The organism is Streptomyces sp. DSM 40868, from assembly GCF_011820545.1.
Classification (GTDB): domain Bacteria; phylum Actinomycetota; class Actinomycetes; order Streptomycetales; family Streptomycetaceae; genus Streptomyces; species Streptomyces eurythermus.
This window is the reverse complement of sequence record NZ_CP050504.1, coordinates 4318424-4345013: the sequence shown is the minus strand read 5'-3', so window position 1 is coordinate 4345013 and position 26590 is coordinate 4318424. Positions and strand designations below refer to the sequence as shown.

At 72.4% G+C, this 26590-nt stretch carries 30 protein-coding genes; 21 read left to right on the top strand and 9 right to left on the bottom strand.

Annotated features, from left to right (window positions below):
- Window positions 1-45: 45 nt before the first annotated feature.
- A complete protein-coding gene (locus tag HB370_RS19765) occupies window positions 46-579 on the bottom strand; it encodes a hypothetical protein (RefSeq protein WP_030786072.1) in 534 nt (177 codons plus the stop codon).
- A 302-nt stretch (window positions 580-881) separates the two neighbouring features.
- Window positions 882-1061 carry a hypothetical protein gene (locus HB370_RS19760; RefSeq protein WP_030786069.1) on the bottom strand — a complete coding sequence of 60 codons (180 nt, stop codon included), beginning with the start codon at window positions 1059-1061 and terminating at the stop codon, window positions 882-884.
- Window positions 1062-1156: 95 nt separating this feature from the next.
- On the opposite strand from HB370_RS19760, the gene upp reads away from it, so the two are divergent.
- Window positions 1157-1792, top strand: coding sequence for a uracil phosphoribosyltransferase (gene upp / locus HB370_RS19755; RefSeq protein ID WP_030786066.1), 636 nt, complete (start codon window positions 1157-1159; stop codon window positions 1790-1792).
- An 80-nt stretch (window positions 1793-1872) separates the two neighbouring features.
- Here the strand turns inward: upp and HB370_RS19750 are convergent, their stop codons facing one another.
- Both HB370_RS19750 and HB370_RS19745 read right to left on the bottom strand, forming a co-directional pair.
- Window positions 1873-2523: a LytR C-terminal domain-containing protein gene (locus HB370_RS19750; RefSeq protein ID WP_078637603.1), complete on the bottom strand. Its 651-nt coding sequence runs from the start codon at window positions 2521-2523 to the stop codon at window positions 1873-1875.
- Window positions 2524-2621: 98 nt separating this feature from the next.
- Complete coding sequence (locus tag HB370_RS19745) at window positions 2622-2918, bottom strand: type II toxin-antitoxin system VapB family antitoxin (RefSeq protein WP_004943146.1); 297 nt, start codon at window positions 2916-2918, stop codon at window positions 2622-2624.
- 134 nt (window positions 2919-3052) lie between these two features.
- Between HB370_RS19745 and HB370_RS19740 the strand changes: the two genes are divergently transcribed.
- A complete protein-coding gene (locus HB370_RS19740; protein ID WP_030786058.1) occupies window positions 3053-4621 on the top strand; it encodes a helicase HerA-like domain-containing protein in 1569 nt (522 codons plus the stop codon).
- 51 nt (window positions 4622-4672) lie between these two features.
- Here HB370_RS19740 and HB370_RS19735 read toward each other — a convergent pair whose 3' ends face one another.
- From HB370_RS19735 to HB370_RS19725, 3 genes are all read right to left on the bottom strand, one after another.
- Entirely contained in the window at window positions 4673-5368 is a 696-nt protein-coding gene (locus HB370_RS19735) for an HdeD family acid-resistance protein (RefSeq protein WP_030786055.1), read from the bottom strand.
- 67 nt (window positions 5369-5435) lie between these two features.
- Entirely contained in the window at window positions 5436-6020 is a 585-nt protein-coding gene (locus HB370_RS19730; protein WP_030786052.1) for an HhH-GPD-type base excision DNA repair protein, read from the bottom strand.
- A gap of 37 nt (window positions 6021-6057) precedes the next feature.
- Window positions 6058-6801: a siderophore-interacting protein gene (locus tag HB370_RS19725; protein ID WP_030786049.1), complete on the bottom strand. Its 744-nt coding sequence runs from the start codon at window positions 6799-6801 to the stop codon at window positions 6058-6060.
- Between the two features lie 81 nt (window positions 6802-6882).
- Here HB370_RS19725 and HB370_RS19720 point away from each other — a divergent pair, with 81 nt between their 5' ends.
- The 4 genes from HB370_RS19720 to HB370_RS19705 all read left to right on the top strand — a co-directional run bounded on the left by HB370_RS19720 (window position 6883) and on the right by HB370_RS19705 (window position 12800).
- Window positions 6883-9621: a GNAT family N-acetyltransferase gene (locus tag HB370_RS19720; protein WP_030786046.1), complete on the top strand. Its 2739-nt coding sequence runs from the start codon at window positions 6883-6885 to the stop codon at window positions 9619-9621.
- Complete coding sequence (locus tag HB370_RS19715; RefSeq protein WP_030786044.1) at window positions 9618-10094, top strand: cupin domain-containing protein; 477 nt, start codon at window positions 9618-9620, stop codon at window positions 10092-10094. The genes HB370_RS19720 and HB370_RS19715 overlap by 4 nt, the downstream gene beginning before the upstream one ends.
- A complete protein-coding gene (locus HB370_RS19710) occupies window positions 10091-10870 on the top strand; it encodes an SDR family NAD(P)-dependent oxidoreductase (protein ID WP_030786042.1) in 780 nt (259 codons plus the stop codon). The genes HB370_RS19715 and HB370_RS19710 overlap by 4 nt, the downstream gene beginning before the upstream one ends.
- Window positions 10871-11108: 238 nt before the next feature.
- On the top strand, window positions 11109-12800 hold the full coding sequence (locus HB370_RS19705) for a copper resistance protein CopC (protein ID WP_030786039.1): 1692 nt from the start codon (window positions 11109-11111) through the stop codon (window positions 12798-12800).
- A 995-nt stretch (window positions 12801-13795) separates the two neighbouring features.
- Here HB370_RS19705 and HB370_RS19700 read toward each other — a convergent pair.
- Both HB370_RS19700 and HB370_RS19695 read right to left on the bottom strand, forming a co-directional pair.
- Complete coding sequence (locus HB370_RS19700; RefSeq protein ID WP_030786036.1) at window positions 13796-14602, bottom strand: protein phosphatase 2C domain-containing protein; 807 nt, start codon at window positions 14600-14602, stop codon at window positions 13796-13798.
- 4 nt (window positions 14603-14606) lie between these two features.
- Window positions 14607-15452, bottom strand: a complete 846-nt coding sequence (locus HB370_RS19695; protein ID WP_030786032.1) for a sigma-70 region 4 domain-containing protein — start codon at window positions 15450-15452, stop codon at window positions 14607-14609.
- A gap of 578 nt (window positions 15453-16030) precedes the next feature.
- On the opposite strand from HB370_RS19695, the gene HB370_RS19690 reads away from it, so the two are divergent.
- The 15 genes from HB370_RS19690 to HB370_RS19620 all read left to right on the top strand — a co-directional run bounded on the left by HB370_RS19690 (window position 16031) and on the right by HB370_RS19620 (window position 26399).
- Window positions 16031-16297: a DUF6284 family protein gene (locus HB370_RS19690; RefSeq protein ID WP_030786029.1), complete on the top strand. Its 267-nt coding sequence runs from the start codon at window positions 16031-16033 to the stop codon at window positions 16295-16297.
- Window positions 16294-17067, top strand: coding sequence for an NUDIX domain-containing protein (locus tag HB370_RS19685; protein WP_030786026.1), 774 nt, complete (start codon window positions 16294-16296; stop codon window positions 17065-17067). Before HB370_RS19690 ends, HB370_RS19685 begins: the two co-directional genes overlap by 4 nt.
- Entirely contained in the window at window positions 17064-17513 is a 450-nt protein-coding gene (locus HB370_RS19680) for a Pycsar system effector family protein (RefSeq protein WP_030786023.1), read from the top strand. Before HB370_RS19685 ends, HB370_RS19680 begins: the two co-directional genes overlap by 4 nt.
- Entirely contained in the window at window positions 17510-17794 is a 285-nt protein-coding gene (locus HB370_RS19675; RefSeq protein ID WP_030786020.1) for a hypothetical protein, read from the top strand. The genes HB370_RS19680 and HB370_RS19675 overlap by 4 nt, the downstream gene beginning before the upstream one ends.
- The gene (locus HB370_RS19670) at window positions 17791-18933 is read left to right on the top strand and encodes a hypothetical protein (protein ID WP_030786018.1); all 1143 of its coding nucleotides are present in this window, start codon (window positions 17791-17793) and stop codon (window positions 18931-18933) included. Before HB370_RS19675 ends, HB370_RS19670 begins: the two co-directional genes overlap by 4 nt.
- Entirely contained in the window at window positions 18933-19280 is a 348-nt protein-coding gene (locus HB370_RS19665; RefSeq protein WP_030786015.1) for an RRQRL motif-containing zinc-binding protein, read from the top strand. The genes HB370_RS19670 and HB370_RS19665 overlap by 1 nt, the downstream gene beginning before the upstream one ends.
- Window positions 19280-19597: a hypothetical protein gene (locus tag HB370_RS19660; protein WP_030786013.1), complete on the top strand. Its 318-nt coding sequence runs from the start codon at window positions 19280-19282 to the stop codon at window positions 19595-19597. The genes HB370_RS19665 and HB370_RS19660 overlap by 1 nt, the downstream gene beginning before the upstream one ends.
- A complete protein-coding gene (locus HB370_RS19655) occupies window positions 19594-19770 on the top strand; it encodes a hypothetical protein (RefSeq protein WP_030786011.1) in 177 nt (58 codons plus the stop codon). The genes HB370_RS19660 and HB370_RS19655 overlap by 4 nt, the downstream gene beginning before the upstream one ends.
- Window positions 19771-19932: 162 nt before the next feature.
- Window positions 19933-22092: an FtsK/SpoIIIE domain-containing protein gene (locus HB370_RS19650; RefSeq protein ID WP_030786009.1), complete on the top strand. Its 2160-nt coding sequence runs from the start codon at window positions 19933-19935 to the stop codon at window positions 22090-22092.
- 207 nt (window positions 22093-22299) lie between these two features.
- Window positions 22300-22806, top strand: a complete 507-nt coding sequence (locus tag HB370_RS19645; protein ID WP_030786006.1) for a hypothetical protein — start codon at window positions 22300-22302, stop codon at window positions 22804-22806.
- A 13-nt stretch (window positions 22807-22819) separates the two neighbouring features.
- Window positions 22820-22981: a hypothetical protein gene (locus tag HB370_RS19640; protein ID WP_157855597.1), complete on the top strand. Its 162-nt coding sequence runs from the start codon at window positions 22820-22822 to the stop codon at window positions 22979-22981.
- Between the two features lies 1 nt (window position 22982).
- Window positions 22983-23258, top strand: coding sequence for a hypothetical protein (locus HB370_RS19635; RefSeq protein WP_051815877.1), 276 nt, complete (start codon window positions 22983-22985; stop codon window positions 23256-23258).
- Window positions 23259-23344: 86 nt separating this feature from the next.
- Window positions 23345-24082: a DNA cytosine methyltransferase gene (locus tag HB370_RS19630; protein WP_030786001.1), complete on the top strand. Its 738-nt coding sequence runs from the start codon at window positions 23345-23347 to the stop codon at window positions 24080-24082.
- Entirely contained in the window at window positions 24079-24921 is an 843-nt protein-coding gene (locus tag HB370_RS19625) for a bifunctional DNA primase/polymerase (RefSeq protein ID WP_030785998.1), read from the top strand. Before HB370_RS19630 ends, HB370_RS19625 begins: the two co-directional genes overlap by 4 nt.
- A 2-nt stretch (window positions 24922-24923) precedes the next feature.
- Entirely contained in the window at window positions 24924-26399 is a 1476-nt protein-coding gene (locus HB370_RS19620; RefSeq protein ID WP_030785994.1) for a hypothetical protein, read from the top strand.
- Window positions 26400-26590 lie beyond the last annotated feature (191 nt).

The window sequence follows — 26590 nt, the reverse complement described above, 5'->3', positions numbered from 1 at the left end:
GGCTCCGTACCGGGTCCGGGGTGTCCTGCGGATTCCGTGCCGTGGTCAGCGGACGGTCTCCAGCACCTCCGAGGCGCCCAGCGCCTCGGCGATCGTGTTCAGCGCGTCGTTCGCGTCCAGGGAACGCAGCTCTTTCTCGCTGATGCCCAGGTCGTCGAGGATGCCGCTGTCGCCCACCGGGCTGTGCGTCACCGCGTCGGCGGCGCCGACCACCTCCTCGTCGTCGTCCTCGGACTCGCCGTCCTCGGTGCCGTCGAGGTCGAGGGCGTCCAGGTCCGGGCCGTCGTCCGCGCCGGGCTCCCGGCCGAGCAGTTCGTCGGTGAGCAGCAGCTCCCCGTAAGCGCTGCGGCGGGCGGCGGCGGCGTCCGAGACGTAGATGCGAGGGTCGTCCTCGCCGTCCACGCGGACGACACCGAACCAGGAGTCCTCCTGTTCGATCAGGACGAGCACCGTGTCCTCGTCGGGAGAGGCTTCCCGGGCCAGGTCGGCCAGATCCGACAGGGTCTCCACATCGTCGAGCTCTGTGTCGCTCGCTTCCCACCCGTCTTCGGTGCGCGCGAGCAGTGCGGCGAAGTACACCGTGACTCTCCCACTGGTCATAGGCGTGCCGGTTGGGGGTCCCCCCGGCGGAGGTACATGGGCGGGAAGAGCTGGGCTCCGAGCCCCACCCACTCGGAATCGTGGCAGAAACAAGGCGTTCAGGGGACGTCTTCGGCTCCCTGTGTCTGGCTGTTTCGATCGTGGATCCGTGATCGGCTCAGCAGCGCACTCATTGCGGCCACCTGCGGATCGTACGCGGCTTTTCCCCGGGCTCACGCACGGCCACCTCTCCAACACCGGTGCGGGCGCCGCTCGTCCGCGCCGGTCACGGCCCCGCGGGACTACCAGCGGAACGTGCTCATCCGCAGCGCCTGGCGCAGCCGGGCGGCCTTGGTGCGCCGGGGCCGCACCCGGGCGCGCAGCTCCCGGGCCTCGGCGAGATCGCGCAGGAACCGGGCGCGCCGCCTGCGGCGTTCGGCGTCGGTCTCGGGTTTCTCGGGCTGGTCAGGCAGGTCGGACACGTCACACCACCCCACTCCGTCCTTACCGCATTCCCCCGGACGGCCGGTTTGACGCCAGCGTGAGGGCGGCCGGAGGCGCAGGTACCGTTAGGAGCATGCGTCTCCATGTCGTCGACCACCCCCTGGTCGCTCACAAGCTCACCACGCTGCGCGACCAGCGCACCGACTCCGCGACCTTCCGGCGGCTCGCCGACGAGCTGGTCACCCTGCTCGCCTACGAGGCCACGCGGGACGTGCGCACCGAGGCCGTCGACATCCAGACACCGGTCGCCCGCACCACGGGTGTGAAGCTGGCCCGCCCCCGTCCGCTGGTGGTGCCGATCCTGCGGGCCGGTCTCGGCATGCTGGACGGCATGGTCCGGCTGCTGCCGACCGCCGAGGTGGGCTTCCTGGGCATGATCCGCAACGAGGAGACGCTGGAGGCGTCCACGTACGCCTCGCGCATGCCGGAGGACCTGTCGGGCCGCCAGGTGTACGTGCTCGACCCGATGCTGGCCACGGGCGGCACCCTGGTCGCGGCGATCCGGGAGCTGATCAAGCGCGGTGCGGACGATGTGACGGCCGTGGTGCTGCTGGCCTCTCCCGAGGGCGTCGCCGTGGTGGAGCGCGAGCTGGCGGGCACGCCGGTGACCGTGGTCACCGCGGCCGTCGACGACCACCTCAACGAGCAGGGGTACATCGTGCCGGGGCTCGGGGACGCCGGGGACCGGCTGTACGGGTCCGCCGAGTAGTTCCTTCGGGGTCCGGTTCCCGAGTGGGGTGCGCCGTGGCCGATCGCGCCGTTTCCCGCGCCCCTTTCGGGGCGCGCTGATCAGCAGGTCTTCGCGGGGGCCGTGGTGCCCGGGGCCGTCAGCGTCGTCACCGCCTTGTCGGCCGTCTGCTGACGGGTCAGGGTCTTGAAGGCGTCGCCGATGATCAGGTCCACGTCGGCGCCCTTGCGGGCGTCGGCGCGCGGGGACGCGCCGGACAGCTGGGTGGCGAGCACCCGCAGCGAGGTGTCCTGGGCGGCGGGGGAGCCGAGGAGCAGGCCCGGGCCCTTGACCTTCTTGTCGTACTCCTTGGCCGCGTTGCCCACCTTGCCGATCCTGAAGCCGCGCCGGCGCAGTTCCTCCGCGGTCTTCTTGGCGAGCCCGCTGCGCGGGGTGGCGTTGTAGACGTTCACGGTGATCCGGCCGGGCGCGGGCAGGGACTCCGCCCGGGCCGCGGGGGCCTGGCCGGTCCCGGCGACGGCGGCCTTGGTGCGGCAGTCCGCCGTACGGCCGGCCGCCGTGGTGCCGCCGCTGCCGCCGGTGAAGACGTCGATGAGCTGCACGGTGCCCCAGCCGAGCAGGCCGAGCACGGCGGCGGAGGCCACCGCCGCGGCCACGAGCCTGCCGCGCCGACGGGACGGACGCATGCGGGGGTACTTGTCCCCCGTGATCCGGTACTGGCCGCCCATGCCGGGGGGAGTCAGCATGCTCATGAACGCAGCGTAGTGCGCCCGGGCGGCGATGCCTATCAGATGATCAGCCGAGGGGGCTCAGCGGAACCCGAAAGGGTCAACGGCCGTGTCGTGCCGGGTCAGTCGAGTTCGAGCACGCGTGCGTGCAGCACCTGGCGCTGCTGGAGGGCGGCGCGGACCGCGCGGTGCAGCCCGTCCTCCAGGTAGAGGTCGCCCTGCCACTTCACGACGTGCGCGAAGAGGTCGCCGTAGAACGTCGAGTCCTCCGCGAGCAGGGTCTCCAGATCGAGCTGCTGCTTGGTCGTGACGAGCTGATCGAGGCGGACCGGGCGCGGCGCGACGTCCGCCCACTGCCGGGTGCTCTCCCGGCCGTGGTCGGGGTACGGCCGGCCGTTTCCGATGCGCTTGAAGATCACACGGAAAGCCTACCGGCCCAGACGTTCCGGGCGCAGCCATGGCGGCCCGGTGCGACGCTTGAAAAGACGGATCAAAGACAGGTGAAAGACGGACCAAACGGTCATACGGGCCGCCAGGGGAACAGGGGCCGGAGATGAGTGACAGCGAGTCCGTGCCGCCCGTCGGCACCCCGCGGGCCGCCGCACTGCCCGACCCGGCCCGCCGGATCGCCTCCGGTTACGCCTTCACCGGCCCCGCGCTCGACCTCGGCGCGCTCCTGTGGGACGGGCGGTGCCTTCCCGGCGCGCCGGTCCGCGTCCCGCTGTCCGTGCTCAACCGGCACGGCCTGGTCGCGGGCGCCACCGGCACCGGCAAGACCAAGACCCTCCAGCTGATCGCCGAGCAGCTGTCGGCGCGGGGCGTGCCGGTGTTCCTCGCCGACGTCAAGGGCGACCTGTCCGGCATCGCCCGGCCCGGACAGGACGGCGACCGGGTACGGCGACGGGCCGGCGAGGTCGGCCAGGAGTGGACCCCGGCCGGCTGCCCCGCGGAGTTCTACGCGCTCGGCGGTCTCGGCCACGGCATTCCAGTACGGGCCGCTGTCACCAGCTTCGGCCCGCTGCTGCTGGCCAAGGTGCTCGGGCTGAACCGCACCCAGGAGCAGTCCCTCGCCCTGATCTTCCACTACGCCGACACCAAGGGCCTGGAGCTGGTCGACCTCAAGGACCTGCGCGCGGTCACCGCCTTCCTCACCTCCGACGAGGGCAGGGCCGAGCTGAGGTCCGTCGGCGGGCTGTCCTCCGCCACCGCCGGGGTGATCCTGCGCTCGCTGACGGCGTTCGAGGCGCAGGGCATGGCGGACTTCTTCGGCGAGCCGGAGTTCGACACGGCCGATCTGCTGCGCACGGCACCGGACGGCCGGGGGATCGTCTCGGTCCTGGAGCTGCCCGCCGTCCAGGACAAGCCGCTGCTGTTCTCCACCTTCCTGATGTGGCTGCTCGCCGACCTCTTCCACGACCTGCCCGAGGTCGGCGACGTGGACCGGCCGAAACTGGTCTTCTTCTTCGACGAGGCGCATCTGCTGTTCGACGACGCCTCCAAGGCGTTCCTGGAGTCCGTCACCCGGACCGTGCGGCTGATCCGCTCCAAGGGCGTCGGTGTCTTCTTCGTCACCCAGACCCCGAAGGACGTGCCCGGCGACGTCCTCGCCCAGCTCGGCAACCGGATCCAGCACGCGCTGCGCGCCTTCACCCCGGACGACCACAAGGCCCTGCGGGCGACCGTGCGGACCTTCCCCGAATCGGCGTACGACCTCGAGGAACTGCTCACCGGGCTGGGCACCGGCGAGGCCGTGGTGACCGTGCTGGGCGAGACCGGCGCGCCCACCCCGGTCGCCGCCACCCGGCTGCGCGCCCCTCAGTCCCTGATGGGCCCGGTGGACACCGCCGGGCTGGACGAGGCGGTCCGCCGCTCGCCGCTCCACGGACGTTATGCACAGGCTGTGGACCGGGAGTCGGCGTACGAGAGGCTGAGCGCGGCCCGGCCCCCGGAAACGGCACCGGCACCGGCACCGACGGCCCGGCAACGGCCCATGGAGGAGCCGTCGCTGGTGGAACAGGTGGTGAACAGCGGTGTGTTCAGATCGCTGGCCCGCTCGGTCGGCACCCAGCTGGGCCGGGAGATCACCCGGTCCCTGTTCGGCACGGCCCGGCGGAGACGGTAGCCCCGGGCCGGGGTGCCCGGGGACCGGGCCGGGGTGCCGGGGGGCCGGGGTTCACAGCGTCCGGGGCACCCGGCGGGCCCGGCCGCGCATGCGCAGCGCGGTGAGGATCTCCCCGACGCCCACCGCGACCAGCCAGATCCCGCCGACGAGGGTGAGCACCGCGACCGACTCGAAGGGCGAGTCGATGAGCACGACACCGGCGACGAAGGTGAGGACCCCGAGGAAGATCTGCCAGCCCCGGGCGGGCATCCGGGGATCGTGCACGGCGGCCAGGAACTGGGTGATCCCCCGGAACAGCCAGCCGATGCCGATCCACAGGGCGAGCAGCAGCAGCGACCGCGTGGGCCCGCGGAAGCAGAGCAGGCCGAGCAGGATCGACAGCGCGCCGCTGATGAAGGCCAGTACCCGCAGCGAGGTCGCCTGATGGGTGCCGAAGGCGGAGACCAGCTGGAAGACACCGGTGTAGAGCAGGTACAGGCCGAAGAGGACGCCGGCGGCGAGCAGGGAGGCGCCCGGCCAGACCAGCACCAGGACGCCGAGCACCAGGGAGCCGATCCCGGTGAGCAGGACGGTCTGCCAGGCGGCCCGGGACAGGGCGTGCAGCGGGCCCTCGAACGGCAGTTCCGGTTCCGGGTGGCCGCGGGCCGGTTCCGCCGCCGGGTGCCCCCGGGACGGTTCCGTCGCGTGGACGTGCCGGTCGTCGTACTCACGGTCCCCGGCGGGGCCGCCGCTCGGTGCCTCGGTCATGCCTCATGCTGGGAGCGGGCGGAGGGCGGCGGCCACTGGGGTGGGCCGAACGGGGGAGGCTGGTCCGCTACTTCTTCGCCGCCTTGGCCGCCGCCTTCATCTCCTGCTTGTGGGCGCGCACCTTGGCCAGCGACTCCGGGCCGGTGATGTCGGCGACGGACCGGAAGGAGCCGGGTTCGCCGTAGGCGCCGGCGGCCTCCCGCCAGCCCTGCGGGGTGACCCCGAGCCGCTTGCCGAGCAGGGCCAGGAAGATCTGCGCCTTCTGCTTGCCGAACCCCGGCAGCTCCTGGAGCCGGCGCAGCAGCTCCGGCCCGCTGCCGGCGTCCCGCCAGACCGCCTCCGCGTCCCCGTCGTAGTGCTCGACGAGGTACTGGCACAACTGCTGGACGCGCTTGGCCATCGAGCCCGGGTAGCGGTGCACCGCGGGCTTCTCGGAGAGCAGCGCCGCGAAGGCCTCCGGGTCCATCGCGGCGATCTCGTGGGCGTCCAGGTCCTCGGTGCCGAGCCGGTCGGCGATGGTCCGGGGGCCCTTGAACGCCCACTCCATCGGGATCTGCTGGTCCAGCAGCATCCCGGTCAGCGCGGCGAGCGGGGAGCGCCCGAGCAGCGCGTCGGCCGCGGGGTCCTGGGCGAGGTGCAGGGTGACGTCCATGCGTCGATGATCCCGCGCCCCCGCCCGCCCCGCCCGCTCAGTCCGTTCCCCGGGGCGCGGGCTGGGCGCGCCAGTACCCGAGCGCGTGCACCCGCTGTTTCGGCACGCCCAGTTCCTTGCGCACGTAGGCCGCGAGGGTGCGGGTGGTGGCGGTGTCGCAGGCGATCCAGACGTACGGGTGCGGGGTGCCGGCGAGGACGGCGGGCAGCTCGGCGCGGACCCGTTCCACCAGGTGGGCGCCCGCGTCCCGGCGGGGCACCGGCCGGATCTCGTGCCGGCCGGGCTCGGCCCGGCAGGGCAGTCCCGCCGGGTCGCCCTCGAACCAGACGGTCGCCGGGGCCGGACCCAGGGCAGCGAGGAGGGAGTTGACGGCGGGCAGCGAGGCCGGGTCGCCGATCGCGACGAGGTGGGAGGGTGCGGGGTCGGGGTCCTGGAAGCCGGTGCCCTGGACGGTCGCCTCGACGGTGTCGCCGGGCCGCGCGGTCCGGGCCCAGTCGGAGGCCACGCCCTCGTGCAGGGCGAATTCGAGGCCGAAGGTGCCGGTGGCCGGGTCGGGGTCGACCAGGGTGTAGGCCCGCTGGTGCGGCCGGCCCTGGTCGGTGAACCACAGCCGGACCCACATCGTCGGGTGGACGCCGGTCGCGGCGAGCAGCCCGCCGTCGCTCAGCCGGAGCCGCCGGTAGTGAGGGGTCACGTCCTCGGTCTCGAGGACGGTCAGTACGAAGTCCTTGGCGCGCAGCAGTCGTAGGACCGCGCCTTCCCAGCCCCGCCCCTGTCCCATGCCCCCTCCATCGTTCGCGTACGATTCCGCCACAGAAAATACTTAGGCAAGGCTAACCTAAAATTTCCTAGGGGGTCCCCCGTGGCCATCGAGATCCACCGCGACGCCTGGGGCGTCCCCCACCTGCGCGCGTCCGACACCCGCGAACTCGCCCGCGCCCAGGGCCTGGTCACCGCGCACGACCGGGCCTGGCAGCTCGAGGTCGAACGGCACCGGGCGCAGGGCACGTCCGCGTCCTTCCTCGGCGCCGACGCCCTGTCCTGGGACGTCTTCGCCCGCCGGGCCCGGCTGGCGGACACCGCCCGCCGCTGCTTCACCGCGCTGGAACACCGGGACGCCGAGACGGCGGACTGGGTACGGGCGTACGTCGCCGGCGTCAACGAGGGCCTGGCCGAAGGCGCCCGCCGCGCCCCCGAGTTCGCCCGCACCGGACTGGCCCCGGGCCGCTGGCAGCCCTGGACGCCCCTCGCGGTCTGGCTCGGCACGCACATCCTGTTCGCCGGGTTCCCCGCCAAGCTCTGGCGCGAGCAGGCGATACGGCACCTCGGCCCGGAGGCCGTCGGCCTGTTCGCCACCGACGGGACGGGCACGGCGGGCAGCAACGGCTGGCTGGTCACCGGCGAACGCACCGCCACCGGGCGGGCGCTGCTGGCCGGCGACCCGCACCGGTTCATCGAGGACCCCGGTGTCTACCAGCAGATCCGCCTGGCCTGCCCGGAGTTCGACGTCGTCGGCCTGGCCGTCCCCGGCGTGCCCGGCATCCCGCACTTCGGCCACACCGGCACGGTCGCCTGGGCGATCACCAACGCCATGGCCGACTACCAGGACCTCTACCGCGAGCGCCTCCGCCGCACCGGCGCCGGCATCGAGGCCCTCGGCCCGGACGGCACCTGGCGACGCGCCACCCGCCACACGGAGACCGTCCACATCGCGTCCGAACCACCGCTGGAAATAGAGATCGTCGAGACGCCCCGGGGGCCGGTGATAGCCGGCGGCCCGGAGGGGCTGGACGCGATCACCGTTCCGGGGGAGGAGCCGCCGTACGCACCCCAAGCCGACGGCGAAGCCGAGGCACTCGCCCTGCGCTACCCGCCCCGCGTCACCGAGGACCTCGGCTTCGGCGCCCTCCTCCCCCTCCTCCGCGCCCGCACCGTCACCGACGTCGACCGCGCCCTGGACGCCTGGACCGAGCCGGTCAACGTGGTCCAGGCCGCCGACACCGCCGGCGGCACCCTGCACCGCGTCGCCGGAAAGGTCCCCCTGCGCGCCGAGGCCAACCGCCACCACCCGGTACCGGCCTGGCTCCCCGGCCACGACTGGCTCGGCACGCACGAGACGCCGTACGCCGACCCGCCCACCACCGACGGCATCGCCGTGATGGCCAACGCCCGCGGCCTCGCCACCCCCCTCGGCGTCGAGTTCGCCCCGCCCCACCGCGCCGCCCGTATCGGCGCCCTGCTCGACACCCGCCGTACCTGGACGGCCGACGACATGGCCGCCATCCACACCGACACCCACCTCGGCTCCGCCGCCCCGCTGCTGGAGCGCCTCACCGCCCTCACCGGCCTCGGCCCCGCCGCCGCGGCCCTCCGCGACCGCCTGCTCGACTGGGACCGCCGGATGGACGCGGACAGCACCGACGCCGCCGCGTTCGCGGCGCTGCGCCACGCGGTCGTACGCCGGCTCGCCGCGCACCCGGTCTTCGCCCCGCTCGCCGAGCCCCCGGCCTACCCGGAGGTCCTGCTGCCCTGGCTGGCCCTCGTACCCCGCGTCGGCCACGCCCTCGAACACCTCCTGGACGCCAAGGAGCTGTACGACATCGACCGCACGGCCGCCGTCCGTGAAGCTCTGGAGGAGGTCGCCGCCGCACCGCCGGACCGCCCCTGGTCCGCCACCCACCGGCTGGCCCCCTGGCGGGCGCTGCCCGGGCAGCCGGCCGCCGACGCCGCCGAACCCGGTCTCGGCGGCGACCACGACTGCGTGCTGTGCACCTCGGCCGTCCCCGGCGTCACCGACCGCGCCGCCCGTGGTCCGGCCGCCCGCTACGTCTGGGACCTGGCCGACCGGGAGGGCAGCCGCTGGGTGGTGCCCTTCGGCGCCGACGGCGTACCCGGCAGCCCCCACCACCACGACCAGCTCCCGCTGTGGCTCCAGGGCGAACTCGCCCCGGTGGTCACCGACTGGGCCCGGCTCACCCTCGAGCGAACCATCCCCGACACCCCGAGGAACCCGATGACCGACCTGCACGTCCAGCACATCGACGGCTTCGGCACCGTCCGTATCCGCCCCGTCGACCCGGAGGGCGACGCGGAGCTGATCCACTCCTGGGTGAGCGACGAACGCGCCGTGTTCTGGGGCATGAACGGCCTGACCAGGGACCAGGTCGCCGAGATATACGCCCACATGGCCGGCCTCGACACCCACCACGCCCACCTGGTCACCAAGGACGGCGAGCCGGCCGCGCTCTTCCAGACCTACGAGCCGTCCGCCGACCGGGTCGGCGAGTGCTACGACGTCCGCCCCGGCGACCTCGGCGTCCACCTCCTCCTCGCCCCCGCCGGTCCCGACGGTCCGCACCCCGGCTGGACGTCCGGCCTGGTGGAGGCGATCGCGACATACGTGCTGCGGGTCCTGGACCGGCCCCGGATCGTGATCGACCCGGACGTACGCAACGCCAAGGCGATCGCCCGCTTCGAACGCCAGGGCTTCACCCGCGGCCCGGCCGTCGTCCTCCCCGAGGTCGACCTGCCCGAGGTGTACCTGCCCGAGAAGCACGCCCAACTCGCCTTCCTGGAGCGGGCGGTAGCCTTCCCCGGGTGACGACGCCCGAAGAGCTGACCGCCCGCTACGGCCTCGAACCCCTTCCCCGCGAAGGCGGCCTGTTCCGGCGCACCTGGGCCGGGCCCGAGCGCCCGGACGGCCGCCCCGAGGGGTCGGCCATCGTGGCCCTGCTCACCGCCGACGACTTCTCCGCCCTGCACCGGCTGCCCTTCGACGAGGTCTGGCACTTCTACCTCGGCGACCCGCTCCAGCTGCTGCTCCTCGCCCCCGACGGCACCACCGGCAGGCCCGTCCTCGGCCCGGACCCCGGCTCCGGCCAGCACCTCCAGCTGACCGTGCCGGCCCGCACCTGGATGGGCGCGCGGGTGGTGGCGGGCGGCGCGTGGACGTTCTTCGGCTGCACGATGGCCCCCGGATTCACCTACGCGGACTACGAACACGGCGACCAGGCAGACCTCACGGCGCGTTACCCGGCCGAGGCACCGCTGATCACGGAATTGTGCCGCCCATGACCCCGTCTCCCCCCGCACCCCTGCTCGACGGACAGACCGCGCTGGTGACCGGTGCGGGCGGCGGCATCGGCCGCGCCATCGCCCTGCGCTTCGCGGAGCACGGCGCGGCCGTCGCCGTGCACTGCCGTACGGCGCTCGCCGCCGCCACCCAGGTGGCCGACCGCATCCGGGCGGCGGGCGGCAGGGCGGTCGTGCTCCAGGCAGACCTGACGGACGAGACCGCCTGCCACCGCCTGGTCGAGGAGACGACGGCCTGGTCCGGCGGGCACCTGACCGCGCTCGTCAACAACGCGGCCGTCCAGCCCGTCCAGCCGCTCCCGGAGCTGACGGCCGAGGACTGGCGCACGGTCGTCGACACCAACCTCACCAGCGTCTTCGCCTGCACCCAGGCCGCCGCCGCCCATATGCGCGCCCACGACGGCGGCACCATCACCCACATCGCCTCCATCGAGGCCGCCCACCCGGCCCCCGGCCACGCCCACTACGGCGCGGCCAAGGCCGCGGTGGTCATGCACGCCCGAGCGGCGGCCCTGGAGTACGGCCCCGACGGCATCCGCGTCAACACGGTCTCGCCCGGGCTGATCGACCGGCCCGGGCTGACCGAGTCCTGGCCGGACGGCGTACGCCGCTGGCTCGCCGCCGCCCCGGCCGGCCGCCTGGGCCGCCCCGAGGACGTCGCCGACGCCTGCGCCTTCCTCGCCTCCCCGCTCGCCTCCTGGATCACCGGGCACGACCTGGTGGTGGACGGCGGGGTGACGTCCCGCCCGACCTGGTGAGCACACCGGCCGTTCCCTCCGTACGTAACCCGGGGCCCTGTCAGGGGACGCGGGCACACGAGGCGACGGACGGAGGCCGAGGGTGGAGCGCGGCGCAGAGGCGACACCACCACGACGCGATGCCCCACGGGACTTCGCGTGCCGGTCCACCGCGCTCGGGCTCCTTCACCGCCGGCTGCCGGCGCTCGGGCCAGGTGTGCGCCGGCAGCCGGTCTTCCGCCGCCCCGTCCGCCCGCCACTGGCCGGCCTCCGGCTCCCCGTCCTGCTCCCCGTCCTCCTCCTCGGCCTGCTCCTGGCCGCGGCCGCCCCCGCTTCCGCGCACGCCGTGCTGCGGGCGACGGACCCCGCCGACGGGACCGTCCTGCGTACCGCACCCCGGCACGTGACCCTGCGCTTCAGCGAGTCGGTCGGGCTGCCGGCCGACTCCTTCCGGGTCTACGACCCCGGCAACCACCGGGTCCGCACCGCCCCCGCCGACCACGCCCCCGGCCGCTCCGACACCGCCCGGATCACCCTGCCCGCCCGCCTCGCCCCGGGCACGTACACCGTGGCCTGGCGGGTGGTGTCGGCCGACAGCCACCCGGTGTCCGGCGCCCTCACCTTCTCGGTGGGCGAGCGCACGGCGGCCCCGCCGGCCCCGCCCCCGGCGGAGGACCCGGCCACCACCGCCCTGTACACGGTCGCGCGCCACCTCGCCTACCTCTCCCTGGCCCTGCTCCTGGGCGCCGCCGCCTTCGTGGCGTACTGCCGCCCGCCCAGAGCGGCCCACCTGTGCGCCCCCGCCCTGGCCGCCGCGGGCACGCTGCTCGCCGCCACGGCCGCCGCCTACCTCCTGCGGGCGCCGTACGAGCAGGGCACCTCCCCGGCGACCGCCCTCACCGCCACCGCCCTCGCCCGCACGGCGACGACCCGCCCCGGCCTGCTGCTCCTGGCCCGCATCGGGCTGCTGCTCCTGGTGGCCGCGGGTGCGGTCCTGCTGCGCCGGCGCCGCGTCCGCCTCCCGCGCCGCACCACCCTGGCGGCGGGCGCGGTCCTCGCCGTCGCCCTGTCCCTGACCTGGCCGGCCTCCGGCCACGCGGCGGCCGGCATCCAGGTCCCGGTGGCGATCGTCTCGGCCACCCTGCACCTGCTGGCGACGGCGGCCTGGCTGGGCGGTCTGGCCGCGCTGCTGTGGACGCTGCGGCGCGTCCCGGCACCGGACGGCCTGCCCGCCTCGGTCACGGCCCGCTTCTCCCGGCTGGCGACCGCCTCGGTGACGGTCCTGGCGCTGACCGGCACCTACCAGTCCTGGCGCGGTCTCGGCTCCTGGCAGGCGCTGACCGGCACCACGTACGGGCGGATCCTGCTGGCCAAACTTGCGGCGGTCGCCGTGCTGCTCCTCGCGGCGGCCTGCTCCCGCGCCTGGACCACCCGCCCGACCAAGGCGCCCACGGTCCCGCACCCCCGTGCCCTGCGCCGCTCGGTGCTCGCGGAGGCGGCCGTGGCCACGGTCGTCCTGGCCCTGACCACCCTGCTGACCGGCACCGCCCCCGGCCGCGCGGCGACGGAGTCCGCCCGGGCCGTCACCGCCCCGGCGACGGGCATCCCCACCGCCTCCGTCACCACGCTCCCCTTCGACACCGGCACCCCCGGCGGGCACGGCAAGGTCCAGATCACCCTGGACCCCGGCCGAGTGGGCCGGAACTCCGTCCAAGCGGTGGTCTACGGCCCCGACGGCGGCCTCTCCGCGATCCCGGAACTCCGCGTCACCCTCACACTCCCGGACCGGCGCGTGGGCCCCCTGGACACCCGCGTCACGGACCGCGGCGGCTACTGGGCCACCGACGCCTTCACCCTCCCCCTCCCCGGCACCTGGACCCTGAAGGCGACGGTCCGCGTCTCGGCCCTGGACCAGGTGACGGTGTCGGCGCCGGTACGGGTGGGGCGGTGAGTGTCCCGTCCCGGCCGGCGCACGTCGAAGGGCCCCACCGCGAACGGTGGGGCCCTTCGACAACGTGCCCGGTGAGGCACTGGCGGAGGATACGAGATTCGAACTCGTGAGGGGTTGCCCCCAACACGCTTTCCAACTGTGCGTGTGGCCGTACGGGGCTGTTCGTAGAGGTTCGCACAGCAGGTCAGAGAGCATCCGCGAACGTGGTTGAACAGTGGCGACCGCTGGTGAACTGGACAACGATCAGGACAACGAGATCAAGTCCGCGAGACGATGCCGACGAACTCAGCCGCGTTCTCCCCAGCCAACAATGACTGCGGCACTGGCGGCCACGCCCAACACTTGTGCGGCGCCGGGCCAGGCTGCGGCAACAAGCACCACGATCACAAGAACGATCCAACGGATCGAAGAGTCAGTTGACGACTGCGGTAGGCAGTGAGCAACACTCATGTTGGCTCCCTCGTGGAGTCAGGCGTACTGCCCCGTCCGCCGGCAAAAGTGAGCGGGGCGGTACGCCGCTGGCTTGGAGACCCCAGAGTGACGTATTGAGCCCGAGCGCGCATCGTTCCGGCAGTAGTCAAGAAGCCCATGATTTGCAAAAGTGAAGTCTTTCGCTGTATCGCTCTAGGCATGGCATGGCAATGCCTAGAGCGGGTTTGAACAGTACAGCGATGCGACCTGTGTTGCACTTTGAAATAGCGTTAACGCAGGTTGTGGGCATCCATGTTGCCCCCACCATGCGACCCCGTCGCACGGCTGCACTATCCGTCCGTACGGCATTTAGGGGCAGTCGCCTGGGGTGCGTGCCGAGGAGGTCGCAAGGGCGGTTGCCAACGCATCCGAAGCATGAGTGACGCACTTCACATGTCCGGGTCGGGGGGAGCGCTTTAGTCAGCCTCCCCCACATGCGGCGCGTTGGAGCCCCTCGGGGCCTCAGTAGGGTTCGCGAACTCAGATCGAGGTCGCCTTCTTCCAGCCCTGCCGACCGGCAGCGATCACCATTGGCAGAACACTGCGGTGGCGTCGTCCCCCGACTTGTAGCGTGGCCAGCGCCGCCCGGTCGGGTCTGTCGCTTCAACCTTCCGGACGGTGTCGATCAACTCCCGTGGGCCTCCCTTCCGCAGCATCGCGAAGACCTCGGACCACGTTGCCATGGCGTACTCGGTGACGAGGCGTGAGACGCCATCGGACAAAACTGCTGCGGCTCGTACGTCCTTCACGGAGGAGCTACCTACCAGCGCGTGTTCTGCTGCTTCTGGGCTGGCGGCTGCTACCCAGTACCCCGAAGGGGTGTTGCGTGTCTGCCGCTGTGCACTCACGAAGCGTCGCAATGCTGCCTGGTGCTCGACCGTGTGCGTCTCGTGCTGCTCCACCTCCGCTCGCAGCTCGGGGAGCACCTCATCTACACGGAGATCGGTGAGCACTGTGAGCCCATCGTGCCGTTCGAGCACGATGGGGGAGTCCGCTAGAACCAGGTGGTCCAGGGTCTCGTCCCGTTGTCGAAGAACTGCCACGGTGGCGGATGGCGTTCCTGGGTTGCCGAGGTCACATTCGGGGTGGAGCGCCGCTACCTGTTCGAGAGCGCTCGCGAGACCATCTGTGAGTGAGCGGTCCGGGTCGGCGAGGGTGGCCACCAATCGGCTCCCGAGATGAGCGACGTACCACGGCACGCCGTGACGGCATCCGGTGTCCAGACCTGCGGTGCTGAGCCCATCCAGCACGACGGCAAGGGATGGGGTGCCGGCCGCCCAGTCTTCATTAGGAGCGGCTCCACCAGGGTGGGTGTCGATTGCGACGCGCATGTCCCTAACTTTCGTGTCGGTACAGCGGGGTGACGCGTCGACTCTCCAGCACTTCGAGCGTCTTCGGGTCGTAGCGGCAAGAGATCAAGGTAGAGAAGCGGCGAGTGCGTACCTCGCGGTAGATCTCTGCCAAGTTGTTCTCCAGGAAGTGGACGACGCCGTTCGCGCCGATGGCATGGATGCCAGCGATGTAGAGGAACGTCCCCTTGCCGTCCAGGCGGGGGAGCCGTCCCAGATAGCCGATGTCGCCGGCCGAGCCGTCTTCGTCTTCGGGTGACCTGTACTCCTTGCCGGCTACCTGGTCCACAAGGTGCCACGCCCTGTCTTTGGCAAACCGCAGGTTGTCGTCGCCTTCCAGAACCTGCGCCAGGATCGGGGACAGCCGCGGGCCGCAGATGACGACATGGTTGTCCCGGTTCAGGTTGACGATGCCGGTCGGCGGAATCACCTCGTACTGCGTGTCCAGCTTCATGCCACCCAGCAATTTGCGCAGGTGTTCGAAGTTGGAGAGATCTTCCCGGGTGACTACCTCACTGGGGTGCTGGTCGGGCCCCTTGCCTGCTTCGTACTTGCCGCCCAGCGACACGGTCACCAGGTCCGTACCGAAGAAGGCGCGCTCTGGGGGCGGGCCGGCGGAAGCGAGCTGACCAACACGCCCGCGACTGACTCCGAGTCGCTTCGCGATCTCAGCTTGGGTCATCCCGGATGCTTGGGCCTCTTCGATGGCCTCCCGGCGGATGCGGGACAGCTCGTTGACGTGGCTCTGGTACCGCGCCATCAGGTCAATTGCGGATTTCGCGCGATCGACGGGGTCCGTGATCCCCGCGACCTTCTCCATCTCGTTCTGCATGCGTCTCCCAACCTCGCCTAGGGGGTCTAACTGACTCTATCGCGAGAGGGGGTTGCGCGGGGACCCCAGGTTTGCCTACCGTACCTATCAAGCGAGGCGGTAACCCCCCCTAAGCAGGACGGGAGCCTTTCGCGACTGCTTTGACCTGCACGGATGCACAGGGCGGGGACGCTGCAATCCCGCTAAAGGCCAGGTGGAACAGGGTTTCGACCCGTACTGGCGAGGTGGCCCGGCGACCGCGAGCAACGGCCGGAGAGTGGGGACGCGATCCCCCTTGCAGTGCTTCACCACTGTTGACCTCGTCGAAAGGACTCCTGATGTACCGACGAAAACCCTGAGCGCCGCCCGTTACGGACCGGTCGGCGGCGCCTGGACAGCAAGCACGGTCCATCACCGCTCGCAGCTCGTCTGCTGCGGCTGGTTGCCTCCCTCGCCCGTCCGGTCACGCACTCGGTGCGTCGGTCGTACGGGCGGGGCGTGGGGAGCCGGATCTACCGACTTCAACGGCGCGCGGCTCCCGGGTGGCACCCCGGGAGCCGCTGTTCGGGCCGTTCACCCTTGGAGAGGAACCACGACCCATGGACCTCATCGTCACAGTTCAGGACGCTGTTACCGCGTTCGCGGACTGGATCGAGCCCACCAGCGCGGAGCTGGACGCGATCGAGCAGGAGATGCCGCTGATCCTGGCGGACGTCGACCTGCTCGACGCGCACATCATCACCCTGGACCGCACCCCCAGCGAGCTGGACGAGCGCCGGATGCGCCGGGCCCGCCGCCGGGTGCTGGCCGAGCGGGCCGCGCTCGCCAACCGCACCGTCACGGTGCCGGCGGGGGGTGCCGCATGAGCACCACGCCCATCAGCAAGGTCATCCCTGCCGAACTGCGTAGCTGGTCGGTGCCCTGGCCCGAGTACGCGCCGGCCGACGTCACGCCCCCGGAGCTGCTGCCCGCCGCCCTGGCCCAGCACGTGCCCAACTGGGCCGAGGCGGCGGCGACCCCGGCCGACGTCCACGACTGGCCCCAGCGCCAGGCCGACGCGCTCTTCCCGTACGAGCTGGACGACCGTGGCTGGCCGCTACACCCGCTGGGGCGCACCGGTCGCACCGGCCGCAACTTGGGCAAGTGGGGCGAGAACCAGGCCGCAGACCCGATCGTGGTCGCGGGGGCCGGAGCCGACCGCCGGGTGCTGCTGATCACTCGCAGTGACATCGAGCAGGAGGCGATCCCGGGCGGGATGGTCGACCCGGGCGAGACCGCGCCGGACGCGCTGAGGCGGGAGCTGCTGGAGGAGACCGGCGTCGACCTCTCCGACCACGAGCCGGTCATCCTCGGCCGGGACCTGGTGGACGACTGGCGGCAGTCGGACCACGCCTGGGTGGCCTCCACCAGCGCTCTGTACCTGCTGCCCGCCACGGTGGCCGCCGTCGGCGCCGATGACGCCCTGGACGCCACCTGGTACCCCTTCGGGTCCCTCGACCAGCTCGACACCGCGATCCGCGCCGCCGGACGCACCCTGTATGCCGCGCACCGGCCGCTGCTGCGCCGCGCGCTGCGGGTGCTGGCCGCTCCCGCCAGCCGCATGCCGGCGGCGAGCCTGATCGGGGGTGCGGCATGAGCGCCACGACCGGACGGGACCTGATGGCCGCGCTCGCCGAGGTGAAATCGGAGATCGCGCGGACCGACGGCAAGACCAGTCTTCTGCTCGCGTTCGTCGGCGCCGTTCTCGCCGGTGCCTGGACGGTCGGCCACGACCTGGCCCTGGGCTGGCCCGCCCGCATCACCGGCGGCGCCGGCATGCTGGCGCTGCTCGCGGCGGCCGGTCTGCTGCTGTGGTCGGTCCGCCCGAACATTCGCGGCCGGCACGGCTTCCCGCTGTGGGCCACCCTGACCCCCGAGGAAGTCACCGCGGCTGTCTCGCGGGACCTGGCCGCCGACATCGCGGGCCTGTCCCGCCTGGCCGTCGCCAAGTTCACGGGTCTGCGCCGGGCGGTCGACCTCACCCTGGCCGGCGGCGCCCTGCTCGTCCTCGCCGCCCTGCTCACGGTCGGGGGTGCGGCATGAGCGAACCGTATGTCCGTGCCGACTCTCTTCCGGCGCCGGCCGTGGCGCTGCTGCGCGCGGTCCACGGCGCGCTGGAGCTCCCGCTGCCGGGGCTGACCGACGCCGACGAGCGCGCCTACCACGTGCTGATGCACGACCGGGCCAGCCAGGCGCGAATCATCCTGGAATGCGTCCTGATCGACGGCCACGAACTGGGGCCGGCGGCCGAGAGGCTGAACACCTGGACGGCCGAACTGCCGGTCAACTACACCCCCTGGACCGACGGCAGGGGGGCGGTATGAACCGCAAGCTGACACGGGCCCAGAAGGTGGTGCTCGGGGCCGCGTTCGTCATCATGGCCGCTGTCGGCGGCTTCGGCGGGTACGGCACGTTCTCCAACATCGGCCACGCCTACGGCACCGGCACCGCGCTCGGTGCGGTGGCCGCCGGTGAGGGCGCCACGGCCGTTCTCGGGCTGGTCCTGCTGGGGCTGACCATGCTGGGGCAGTCCTCGCCCCGGATGGTCCGCCTCGGGCTCTGGGCGCTGCCGGCCGCCGCATCGGTCATGGCGGCGATGGCCGGCCCGGACGCCGGACGGACCGTGATCTACGCGGTAACCCCGATGGGCATGTGCGTCTCGGCGGAGGGCATGGCGTTCCTGGCCCGGCGGATCGTGGTGCACACCGACGGCCGCGACGCCGAGGCAGAGGCCCGCACGGCGGCCGTCGTGCGGCGGTTGGCCTATCACCGGGCCGTGGCCGCCAACCACCCCAGCAAGCGGCACCGCACGTGGTCGGACCGCCGGTCCTGGAGCCTGGCCCGCAAGGTCGGCACCGGCGACCACACCCTGGGCGTGCGGCTGATCGACGTGCAGCGCGAACGCCTCACCTCGGGCGCGGACGCTGCGTTGGCGGAGATGTTCACCACCCCGATCGAACCGCCCGCACCGCCGACCGCCGCCCCGATCGACACCGCCGACTCAAATGCGGAGGAATCGACCCAGAGCGGGGTGTTTCAGTCGACGGCTGACGTGCCGGAATCGACCCCGGTCACGGTCACGCTGACCCGGCTTCCGGTGCCCGATCCCATCCCGGTCGATGCCGGGAAATCGACCCTCCCCCTCAAGCCCGTCCGCGCTCTCGCCGCCCCGATCGAGTCGGCCTCGGTCACGCCGATCCGCAGTACGCGACCGGTGGCGGCGGAGTCGACTCGACCGCACCGGATGACCTTCAAGGTGCCGGAGTCGGCGAAGTCGCCCCGTCCGCGCCGCACGCCCGAACAGCTCCTGACCGAGGCCATGGAGCTGACGGAGGGCTGGCCGCAGAAGGACATCACGGCGGAGCGGCTGCGCCGGGAGATGCGGATCTCCCCGGAGCGGGCCCGCATGCTGCGCGATGTCCTGCTGGGCAAGACCGCGCCGGCTGAGGAAGCGAGCGCGTGATGGGGGCGCTGCCGGTGTTCCGGTGGCGCCTGGCCCCGGACGGCTACGCCACCTACCGCCAGCTGCGGGCGCAGGGCTTGCGCCCGGGTGGGCAGGGGGTGGCGGCGCAGCTCGAACGGCCGCGCCGCCGCCGGGGCCCGCTGGTCGCCTACCTCTACCGCGTTGACCTGGCCAAGCCCGTACGGCCCATGACGCCGGCCAAGCGGGCGGCGCTGGCCAAGGCCAACGCCGCGCGTCGTGTCTGCCCGCAGTGCGGCACCGATGCGGGCTACGTCATCCCTTCACGGCTCGGCGTCTGCGTGCCCTGCGCCTTTCCCGAGCCGGCCGAGTTCCCGAGGAGTGCCTGATGGGCAAGCCCGACACCCGTCGGCTGGACCGGGAGATCCAGCAGACCGAACGCAAGCTGAAGGCCGTGCGCGAGCGGGAGTTGTGGCCGCTGGACGGCCGTGAGCGCCGCGCGATCCTGCGGGCCGTGGCCGGTGGGGCGTACAGCCTGCACCGGGGCAACGGCACCGCCCGCGCCGACCGCCAGATGGACACCGCCTGGCAGGCGGCCGAGACCCGGCTGAGCGCGGAGATCGAAGCCCTGCGCACCGAGCGTCAGCGTGTGGTGAACGAGGCCGCCGCCGCCAAGGCGGCCAAGAAGTCGTCCGGGTGGTGGTGACCGTGACCGCGCAGGAGACGCCGCCGGGTGAGTGCCCGCAGTGCTGGCAGCACGCCCACGACAAGCGCGTACACCGCCACCTCGCACCGCGTGAGGACTGCCCGCAGTGCGTGGACCACATGATCAACGGCTGTCCCTACCTGGTGCCGAAGAAGAAGTCCTTCTGGTGGTGACCGTGCCGGGCCGCGCGCGCTGCCGGCGTCGCGCGGCCCGCACCCGGGTGCCCCGTTCTTCCCGGTGGTCCCGGGGGTTCTCCGTTCGCGGATCGAGCCCCCTAGGCCGCCTCCCCCGCTTTCCGCCCCCGGGATCGACGGGGGCAGTCAGGAGACCCGCCGATGAGCGGCAACGTCGTGCACCTCTACAAGACCCCCGACCCCGACCCCGATTCCGGCGGCTCGGGTGCCGGTCAGGGGCCGACTCTGACCATCGTCACCGACGACACCCCCACCCCGACCGACCCGACGGCGCCGGTGCTGCCGTTGTGGGTGCGCTCTAGCCGGGCCATCCGGCGCGCGGTCACGCACGAGCAGACCCGGACGGCCGCCCGCGCGATGGTCCGGCACTCCCTCTACGTGGTCGGCGGGACCCGGATCGTGGCCCGCCGGGCGTGGGACGGCCGGACCGCCGCCCGCTACGAACGCATGCTCCGCGCGGCCGAAGCCGCGGGCAACATGGAGGCGGCTGCCGAGTGGGAGGAACGCGGGCAGCGCTTCCGTGAGGCCCGCCACCGCCGCCGCATGGACCTGCTGCGCTCCCCGCAGACGGCCGCGAAGGGCGCGGCCATCGGCGCGGGCATGGGCATCGGCGGTCTGGTCCTGCTCGGCATCGCCATGGCCGTCGCCACGAAGCACCCCGCCGATGTCGTGACCCCGCTGATGGCGGTCATCGAGTTCATCAACCTGATGATCACCATCGTGCGGGTGGTGTGGGGCCCGGCCCTGACGATCGGCCCGTTCCTGGCCCTGCTCGCCCTGTGGTCGGTCGGCGCCCACCAGAAGGCCGCACCCCAGTGGACCCTGCCCGCCGGCGCCCGCACCGGGGGCGGGGAGCCGATCACGCCCTCGATCGTGGTCAAGGCCCTGCGGGATTTGGGCATCCCCGCCCTGCGCAAGGCCATCACCGAGATGGGCGACGCCGGCGCCGCCATGCTGTCCCCCATCGTGATCGCCGGATGCGGCGTGGAAGTCGATGTCACCCTCCCGTCCGGCGTCTCCACGGTCGAGGTCCAGGCCAGGCGGCGCAAGCTCGCCGAGAACCTGTCCCGCCACGAACACGAGGTCTTCATCACCATCCCCGAAGCGGCCCGCACCGTCAGGTTGTGGATCGCCGACTCCGGCGCGCTGGACGAGCCCATCGGCCCCTCTCCGCTGGTCACGGACGAGACCCTGACCGCCGACTACAAGAAGGGCCGCGCCCCCTGGGGCCAGGACCTACGCGGCGACGCCGCCGTGCTGAGCCTGTATCAGCGCCACCTGCTCATCACGGGACTGTCCAACCAGGGCAAGACGGCCGCTCTGCGCGCGCTCGCGCTGTGGGCCGCCCTGGACAAGACGGTTGAGTTCCGGATCGCCGACCTGAAGGGCGCCGGGGACTGGGCCATGTTCGAGGGGCTGGCCACCGTGCTCATCCAGGGGCCGGCCGACGAGCAGGTCATCCAGGCCACCGAGATGGTCGAGGGCCTGGTGGAGGAGATGAACCGCCGCATGGAGGCCCGCAGGCGCGACCCGGGCACGGTGTTCGTGCCGCTGATCGGCATCGTGGACGAAGCCCAGGTGGCGTTCATGTGCCCGGTCAAGGACGAGGACGGCCGCCCCTACGGCGGCTCCAAGGCCACCAGCCGGTACTTCATGGCCGTCCGCAAGGTCCACAACCAGGGCCGTGCCGTGGACGTGCTGATGTGGGAGGGCACGCAGGACCCCACCGACCAGAACCTTCCCAAGCTGGTCCGCGAGGGCGCCCACACCCGCGCGTCCCTTGCGCTGGGTACCGAGTCGCAGGCCCGGATGGCGCTGGGTGACAAGGCCGTGGACGGCGGCGCCGCCCCGCACCTGCTCCGTCAGGGCCTGGACAAGGGAACGCTGGTCGTCGCCTCGGACGGTATCGAGATCCCGGCCGGTCAGGCGTCCATCACCGTGCGCACGCACTACATCGGCGACGACGACGCCCGCGCCATCGCCGACCGCGCCCGCGCCCTGCGCGACGGCGTCACCACCCTGCACGCCACCGCCCGCGACACCGCCGAGCGGGACCCGCTCACCGACATCGCCACCGTCCTCGGCGACGCGCCCCGGTTGCGCACCCAGGAGGTGATCAAGCGGCTCTCCGCGCTGAACCCCGAGGCATACGGCGACTGGTCGCCCGTCGACCTCACCCGCGTCCTGGAGGCCGCCGGCGCCGAGCCGTACAAGTCCGACGGCCGCATGGTCGTCGGCCGCGACCGCGTGCTCCGCGCCCTCGCCGACCGCGACGCCGACGGTTCCGCTTCCGCCTCCTGACGGCAGGGAGCCGACCTCCGACGGGGCAGGGAGGCAGGGAGAACTCCCTCACCCCCTCCCTGCCCCGCCTCCCTGGCCCTGACCAGCACAAATGATCCATCAGGGAGTCAGGGAGGCACGCAGGTCACACCCCCGAAACCCCCCTTCACGAGGCACCCAGAAGGGGGTGCCTGAACCTCCCTGACCGCACCCCGGAAAGGATTCCGCATGCACCCCGACACCACCCCCAACACGCCCCCGCCGGCCACCGCCGGAATGAGCGACGACGTCGCCGCCGCCGAAGCACGCCGGATCATCGCCGACGCCTACCGGCCCGTGCCTGCGGTGCCGACCGCGTACTGGGACGAGACCCCCGTGCCGGCCTACGGCAGTACGCCGCCGGTGGTGCAGCCGGGCACCCCGCCCATGTCCCAGCGAGCCGTCGACGCCGGCCGACTCATGCTCACCGGCGGGCTGGCCACGGTCCCGCCCGGTCTCGTCGCCATCGGCCTGCTCATCGCGTCCGAGCACGCCGACCCCACCGTCATCGGCATGATCTGCGCCGCCCCCGCCGCTGTCGCCGTGCCCATCCTCGCCATCGCCCGCCTCCTGCGCCGCGCCACGGGCGTGGTGCCGGACGTGCACCACCACCACTACTCCGGGCCGGTCCGGCACGAGACCACCATCACCCACACCCGGGGCCTGATCGCCCGCACCCACAACGAACTCGACTGAGGAGACGCCACCCGTGGACATCGACACGATGCGCGACCTGCTCCGCGAGTCCCTGAACGCCCACCCGGTCATCGACTCCGTCTCGGAGATCCATGAGGGCGCCTCTGACCAGCGCGTCATCGGCACCGAGACCACCGACGGAACTCTCTTCTTCGTCGTCATCCAGGAGAGCTGACATGAGCCCGCACTTCCTGCCCCGCCTGCGCCTCCAGGTCAGGAACTGGCCCCGCCGGGCCTTGATCCTCACCGACACCCCCCGCCCCGACTGCCCGGAGTGCGAGGGAGAGGGCGCCATCGGCTACGACTACGGCGACCCCGAGACCGGCGAGTACATCGACACCGAGTGGGAGCCCTGCACCTGCTGGGACGAAACCCGCCGCTGGGTCCTGCTGCCCCTGCCGCGCCGCCCCCGGCGGACCCCGCCCGGCTACAGCACCGAACCCCCCTTCTAGCAACGCCAAGGGCGGCCCCCCATTCCGCCAAGAACCGGGGCCGCCCTTGTTCCACCCATCCAACTGAACAGTGGAGGTCTCCCAGCATGACCCAACCCACCCTCATCCGGCGAGTGTCCGGCGACCGGCCGCGCCTGCTGGATCTGTTCTGCTGCGCCGGCGGCGCCGGTACCGGCTACGAGCGCGCCGGTTTCACGGTCGACGGGTGCGACATCGCCGACCGGCCCAACTACCCCTTCCCCTACCACCGGGGCGATGCTCTGGCCCACCTCGCCGACCTGATCGCCACGGGTGAGATCGGCCGGTACGCGTTCGTCCACGCCTCCCCGCCCTGCCAGTACGGATGCGCGCTCACCGTGGACACGAACCGGTCGCAGGGCTGGGGCGGGACGCACGTCGACCTGGTGGCGCCCACCCGGGAACTGCTGGACGCCACCGGCCTGCCCTACGTGATCGAGCAGCCCAACGGGCGTGCGGAGATCCGCAAAGACCTGACCCTGTGCGGGGAGATGTTCGGTCTCGGGGTGATCCGGCACCGCAACTTCGAGCTGGGCGGCTGGACCATCCGCCGGCCCGCGCACGTCCCGCACCGGGGCCGCGTGCGCGGCTACCGGCACGGCCGCTTCTACGACGGCCCCTACGTCGCCGCGTACGGCAACGGCGGCGGCAAGCCCACCGTCCCCGAACTCCAGGCCGCGATGGGCATCGACTGGACCGACGTGCGCGAGGAACTCACCGAGGCCATCCCCCCGGCCTACACCCAGTTCATCGGCCACGCCTTCCTCACCACCCGCGCCGCGACCGAGCTGGGGGTGGCGGCATGAGCGTGAGCCTGGTGCACACCGCCCTGCGGCTGGCGGCGATCGGTCTGCCCGTGCTGCCCCTGCGCAAGGGCAAGGTCCCAGTTGGGAACTGCCCCGCATGCCGAGACAGCGCGTGCGGGGACCGGCCCCACATGAAGGCGGCCGGCCCCTGCCGCTGCCCTGCCCCCTGCCACGGCTGGGCCGCCGCCACCGCCGACCCCCACGTGCTCACCTCACCGCTGTGGGCCACGGCGTGGCGGCAGGCCGTGGCGGTCGCCTACCACCCCGGCGGGGCCGGGTTGACCGTGGTGGACCTGGACGACGAGTCGGCCATCACCTGGGCCCGGCAGACCCTGCCCCCGACCCGGACCGTGGCCACCACGCGCGGGGAGCACTGGATCTACCAGGGCACCACCCGCTCAGTGAACGCAGTCCGTGAGGGCGTGGACATCAAGTCCGCGATGGCCTACGCCCGCTACCTGGGTCCCGGCACCGGCGCCACGGCTCCCCTGCCGGACGCCGTGCGCGCGCTGACCGTGGAGAAGCCGCCCACGGTCCGGCCCGCGCCCCGCGCCTTCACCGTGCCGGTACTGGCCGGCGGGGGGTCCTGCCCGCACCGGACGCCGGCCTATCTGGAGCGTGGCATCCGCATGGCTGAGCAGCGCATCACCGAGGCACGCAACCAGGTCCACGCGACCGTGTACCGGACGTTCCTGGCGGTGCTGTCCACGCACGGCCGGTGCGGCTGCCTCACCGACAGCCACGTCTCGCGGCTGTTCACCGCCGCGCAGGCCAAGGGCGAATCCCCGCGGCACTGCACCGACGCGTGGGCTAACGCCTGCACCCGGTTGGGGCTGTGACTGTGGCCGACGACGACAAGAACCCCGCGCGTCAGGTCATCACGGACTACGCGCAGCAGCACTTCCGGTACTTCCGCACCGCCGACGGAACCGTATACGCGCAGCGCAACGGCCACCCCGTGGCCCGACCGATCCGCTCCCAGGGAACGACGGGCAGCCACCGCCAGGAACTCATGGTCGGTCTGTACAGGGACGGGGTCGGCGTGTTCAACGGGACCGCATTGAAGGAGGCACTTGACTTGATCGAAGCTCTCGCGCTGACCGAGGACGTGCAGCCCGTCCACATCCGCGTGGCCCCCGGATTCAACGGTGCGACGTGGCTGGACCTGGGCCGCGACGACGGGCAGTCCGTCCGCATCCACCCCACCGGCTGGGACATCACCGTCCCCGATCCGCGCGAGGTGTGCTGGCGGCGCACCCAGCTCACCGGGGAGTTGCCCCTGCCGGCCAAGGACACTAACGGCAAGGGCATCGACGCCCTGCTGAGGCTGTGCAACTTCGCCAGCGCGGAGACCGAGTGCCTGGCCATCGCCTGGCTCATCGGCTGCCTGGAACCATCCGTGCCCGTCCCCGCCCCGTTCCTCACCGGGCCGCAAGGCGCGGGCAAGTCCACCGGCGGGCGCATGCTCGTGCGGGTCGTCGAGGGCATGAGTGGGGACCTGCGCCGCGCCCCGAAGGACGAAGAGAACCTGACCACAACCGTGGCGGCAGGGTGGGTCACCGCCCTGGACAACCTCTCCCACATGACCCCCGACCTGTCCGACGCCATGTGCCGCATCGTCACCGGCGCCGAGGACGTCAAGCGCGCCCTGTTCACCGACGGAGACGTCTTCCGCATCGGCTACCGCCGCCCCCTGCTCCTGACCGGCATCGACGTGGGAGTCATCCGCCCCGACCTTGCCGAACGCCTCCTGCCGCTGCGTCTGGAGCGGCCGAAGGTCCGGCGCACCGAGGCAGAACTCTGGACCGAGTACGCCGAGGCCCTGCCCGTGATCCTCGGCTCCCTCCTGGACCTCACAGTCAAGGTCCGCGCGGCCCAGGCAGACATCCCCACCGACCTGCGCATGGCCGACTTCGCCCACCTGTGCGCGCAGCTCGACGCGGCCACCGGCCTCGGAGCACTTGCCGCCTACCGGGCCAGCCTGGACGACCTCAATGACGACGTGATCGAGGGCGACCTGCTGGCGCAGACCGTGCTGAAGTACGCCGCCGGCCTGGACGCCGGGGCGGAGCAGCGGATGACCTCCGCCGAGTGGCTGCACTGCCTCACCGGCCTTTACAGCGGCGAGGAGTGCCGTCCCCTGCCCAAAGGCTGGCCGACCACCGGCAAGGTGCTCTCAGACCGGCTCAAGCGCCTTCAGCCCACACTCGCCGCCCGGGGCGTCCTCATCGACTGGGGGCGCACCCGAACGGCCCGCTACATCGAAATGGCCCGACCCCTGGCCGCTCCGCCGCACGAGCAGGAACCGGCGTTCTGACCGGCGGCGGGGGCGGCGCTGGACGAGCAAGAAGAGCACCCGGGGGCGTGACGCGTGCTCTTCTTGCTGTTCGGCGGCTTGCCGCCCTGCGATGGACGCGCCGCGAAGCGGCTCCTTCTTCACGCCCTGAGCCGCACCACACCACCACAAACACCCCCTCCCTTGTCCGATGTAGAAAGACGCTGCGTCAC